Raw genomic sequence first — 3,807 nt, forward strand, 5'->3', positions numbered from 1 at the left:
TTTAAAGAATTTCTTTGCCGCAGCAATGTCTCTATGGGAGGAAAGCATAAAATCTATAGTAGAGCCATATTTATCTACCGCTCTATATAAATATTTCCATTTGCCTTTTACTTTAATATAGGTCTCATCAACTCGCCATGAGGTAGAATTAGGCTTAGAGTAGTAACGAATGCGGCTTAGCTAATTCAACCGAATAAGCTTGCACCCATCTGTATAAAGTGGTGTGATCAACTTCAACTCCTCTCTCTATCATCATTTCTTCTAAATTACGATAGCTGATTGGATATCTTAAGTACCATCTTAAGCATTGCAATATTACTTCGGGTAAAAAATGTCGATAATGGAAATCTCTGTGCTTCATAATAGGGTGCTATATTGTTAGTTTCTAACTAGAATAATAGCCGTTCCTTAAATTTGCAACAGAGCCGTTTTGCTGAATTTCAATCTTTTGTTCATCTGGTAGGTTTTCATTAAAGCTATTGAGAGCGCAAGTATTGCTCCCACTCTTGTCGATTGTCACCGAACCAGGGATACCATTGTTCTTAAGGCTCTGTTGCAAATTTAAGGGCGGGGTATTATTCTAGTTAGAACGAAAGTCTGTCATCCTGAGCTTGACTCAGGATCTTTTTTCCGTTGCCTGGGATCCTGAGTCAAGCTCAGGATGACTTTGTCAGGTTACCCAAGCGCTTCTTGCCATGAAAATAGACCGACTCAACCGGAATGACATAGGTTTTTTTATATCAAACTCAGGTTACTTACGTGACACAAGCGAGACCTGCGAAATCGATAGCACACACTTAGTTCAATGTGATTTACTACACCTTCACTAGTACATGTTTTTTCTTACCTGATGAAAGCTTGATTACTCCGCTGTCAAAGAAACTTTCGTCAACAATTAAATTCTCATCTTGAACTTGCTTATCATTAATTTTAGCACCATTACCACGTATTAATCTTCTTGAGTCACCTTTAGAACTGGCCAAACCAGACTCAAAAAATAATTCATAACAAGGTATGCCAACTTTTATTCTTTCTTTGTCGATGGTAATAACAGGCAAGTCATCTCCTACTTCTCCTTTTTCAAAGACTCTTATTGCAGTTTCTTGGGCTTTATCGGCCTTGCTTTCTCCATGACAGAGTTTTGTAGCAACATAAGCTAAGGTCTTTTTGGCCTCATTTATATTATGTTTGACCATATGGTCAAATTCTATTAACTCTTGATCCGAAAACTCACAATATAGCCTAGCAAATTTTGACACGTCATTATCTTCGGTATTTCGCCAAAATTGATAATAATCATATGACGATAATTGCTCTTCATTGAGCCATATTGCTCCACTAACAGATTTACCCATTTTGGCTCCCGATGAGGTAGTTAGAAGTGGTGTAGTCAGACCAAACGACTCATTGCCACTAACTTTTCTAATTAACTCAACACCAGTCACAATATTGCCCCATTGATCACTACCACCAAGTTGCATATCACACCTAAACTCTTTATTTAAGTGATAAAAATCATAAGCTTGCAGAAGCATATAGTTGAACTCTAGGAATGTCAGAGATTGCTCCCTCTCTAATCTTGATTTCACTGAATCCATAGTCAGCATCCTATTTACAGAAAACATACGCCCCATTTCCCGCAAAAACTGAATATAGCCGACTTTTTCTAGCCAATCTGAGTTATTCACCATTATAGCATCGCTTGGACCATCTCCAAACTTGATAAACTTAGATAATGAACTTTTTATACCACCTATATTACTAGCGATCTCTTCATCAGATAAATACTTTCGAGCTTCTTCTTTTCCAGTTGGATCACCTATTTTTGTTGTCGCTCCTCCGATTAAAACAATTGGTTTGTGTCCATATTGCTGCAACAGACGCAATATCATCACCTGCATTAAATTACCAACGTGGAGAGATTGGGCTGTGCAATCAAACCCTAGATATGCAACAATCTTCTGGTCTTTTTCCTTCTGCTGTAAACGCAATTCGTTGGTGCATTGATGAAAATAACCACGCTTTTTAAATTCTTCAAAAAATGTCATACAAGTTGTACTAGTCGTTAATATTGGTGTAGTCTTATTTTTAATTCTTCTTTTGTCAAGAATAAAGAAATATATGCTAAAATATGCTATCTTCTTTATCATTACTAGCACCGTTGCTCACGCAAGTGATTGGGATAATCTTAGATTCAAAAATTTACAACCTGGTAAAAGTTATCCAATAACTATAGGCAGCGGATTCTTCGTAAATCAAGACACTATCGTAACTAATAAACATGTAGTTGAGAATTGTTTAAATATAGCAGTTAGGGGAGCAGTAAAACCAACTTTAGTAAAGCTAATGCTTTTCGATGATAAACTTGATCTAGCAACTCTAAAGTCTCCTTCACCTCCCATGAGGGTTCCTTATTTGAGAAACAATCATTCCGAAATAAATATAGGGGATATATTATTTTCAATAGGTTACCCTTTAGAAAGGGGCGAATCAGGTAATTATATTATCCTTGAAGCAAAAGTACTTAATACAAGAAAAGATACAGACACGGGATTCACTCATATAGAATTCACTGATAATGTAAATCATGGTAATAGCGGTGGACCCTTGCTTGACAAAAACTCCAATTTAGTCGGTGTAGTAACTGCAAAACTGGTCTATAAGTATAGCGATCCCAATATCCCACCTAAAAACGTTGCACTCGCTATTGGAGTGGAAGGACTAATTAATTTTCTTAAGAGGTCTAACGTGCCCTATGCATCGAGTTCTTCTTATGATATATTTACTAATTATCACGTTGATAGACTCACTAAAGACTATGTTGTAAACATCCACTGCATACAAAATGGTAAGTAACAGTTTTCTAGGAAATATGAAACCTATAGTATCACTTACGTTTGATGACATATTTAACCTATTCAATGGTAGGTGGAGCATTTCTAGACAAATCATCAACTATAAAGAAAGGCAATTCTCGGCTACATCTAAAGGAACTGCAGTGTTTTATAGGCAATCTAATACAGCTTCTCTATTACACGAAAATGTTACTGTAGATTGGGTAAATGGATCTAATTCTTTAGCCACCAAGTCCTACTTATTTGAACAAAATGACAATTCACTACTACAATATCGCTTTGATATGCCTATCAATTTATTAAAAACCAAACAGCTTGATCAGACGACAATGTCTAAAAAAATTCTAATGCATGTCCTTCTTTTTCATAAAAACAAGTCTACTTTTAGCTCTAATTCTTTGCATTATTGCGGAATGGATAAGTATAAACTATCATTTGTAATAGTTTCTCAAGATAATTTTTTAATGAATTATCGAATTTATGGGCCGTCCAAAAATTCTTATATAGTCCCTCCGTCAAAACTCTCCCCGCCTGAATTAACAAGGGGTTTCATGTCATAAACAGCTTACAAAATCCATAAGAAAATGGTATAATTACCGCATAAAGCTTACGGATTTTAAAATTATGCCTATAGAAAATATTACTTTTCTCCAAAAACAAGAAAGGTTATTTGAAGAGAAATTATCTACAAAACTAAATCCTAAAAACAAGTTATATAAACTAAGGGATTTAGTAAATTGGTCTGAACTTGAAGCCAGAGCATTGCCTAACATTGAAATCAAGCAATTTGGTAGAAATAAGAAAGATCATAGAGTAATGCTAGCACTATCAATGCTTCAAGCTATGTACAACGGTTCTGATTCGTTTACGGAGGAAGAGCTAAAGGAAAATATTTATTGGCAATATTTTTGTGGTTATGAATATTTGCAGCAAGATCTTGATGTGTCTGAAG

Annotated in this window: 4 protein-coding genes and 1 pseudogene; 3 read left to right on the forward strand and 2 right to left on the reverse strand. The window is 35.4% G+C overall.

Annotated elements, in window-relative coordinates:
* Positions 1 to 361, reverse strand: a pseudogene (locus tag Megvenef_RS07865) (IS6 family transposase); the annotation flags it as partial.
* Positions 362 to 815: 454 nt separating this feature from the next.
* A complete protein-coding gene (gene tyrS, locus Megvenef_RS07870; RefSeq protein WP_322777405.1) occupies positions 816 to 2,048 on the reverse strand; it encodes a tyrosine--tRNA ligase in 1,233 nt (410 codons plus the stop codon).
* Between the two features lie 73 nt (positions 2,049 to 2,121).
* On the opposite strand from tyrS, the gene Megvenef_RS07875 reads away from it, so the two are divergent.
* The 3 genes from Megvenef_RS07875 to Megvenef_RS07885 form a co-directional block, all read left to right on the forward strand.
* Positions 2,122 to 2,856 (forward strand): S1 family peptidase, encoded by a 735-nt coding sequence (locus Megvenef_RS07875; RefSeq protein WP_322777406.1) that lies wholly within the window; start codon positions 2,122 to 2,124, stop codon positions 2,854 to 2,856.
* A gap of 16 nt (positions 2,857 to 2,872) precedes the next feature.
* Positions 2,873 to 3,415, forward strand: a complete 543-nt coding sequence (locus tag Megvenef_RS07880; RefSeq protein WP_322777407.1) for a DUF6314 family protein — start codon at positions 2,873 to 2,875, stop codon at positions 3,413 to 3,415.
* A gap of 64 nt (positions 3,416 to 3,479) precedes the next feature.
* Positions 3,480 to 3,807, forward strand: a 328-nt coding sequence (locus Megvenef_RS07885; RefSeq protein WP_322776028.1) for a transposase, incomplete at its 3' end; no start/stop codon positions are given.

Source organism: Candidatus Megaera venefica (assembly GCF_034554655.1).
Classification (GTDB): Bacteria; Pseudomonadota; Alphaproteobacteria; order Rickettsiales; family Rickettsiaceae; genus Megaera_A; species Megaera_A venefica.

Coding starts and splice junctions, on each gene's coding strand:
- tyrS (WP_322777405.1), bottom strand. CDS start 2,048: ATGACATTTTTTGAAGAATTTAAAAAGCGTGGTTATTTTCATCAATGC.
- Megvenef_RS07875 (WP_322777406.1), top strand. CDS start 2,122: ATGCTAAAATATGCTATCTTCTTTATCATTACTAGCACCGTTGCTCAC.
- Megvenef_RS07880 (WP_322777407.1), top strand. CDS start 2,873: ATGAAACCTATAGTATCACTTACGTTTGATGACATATTTAACCTATTC.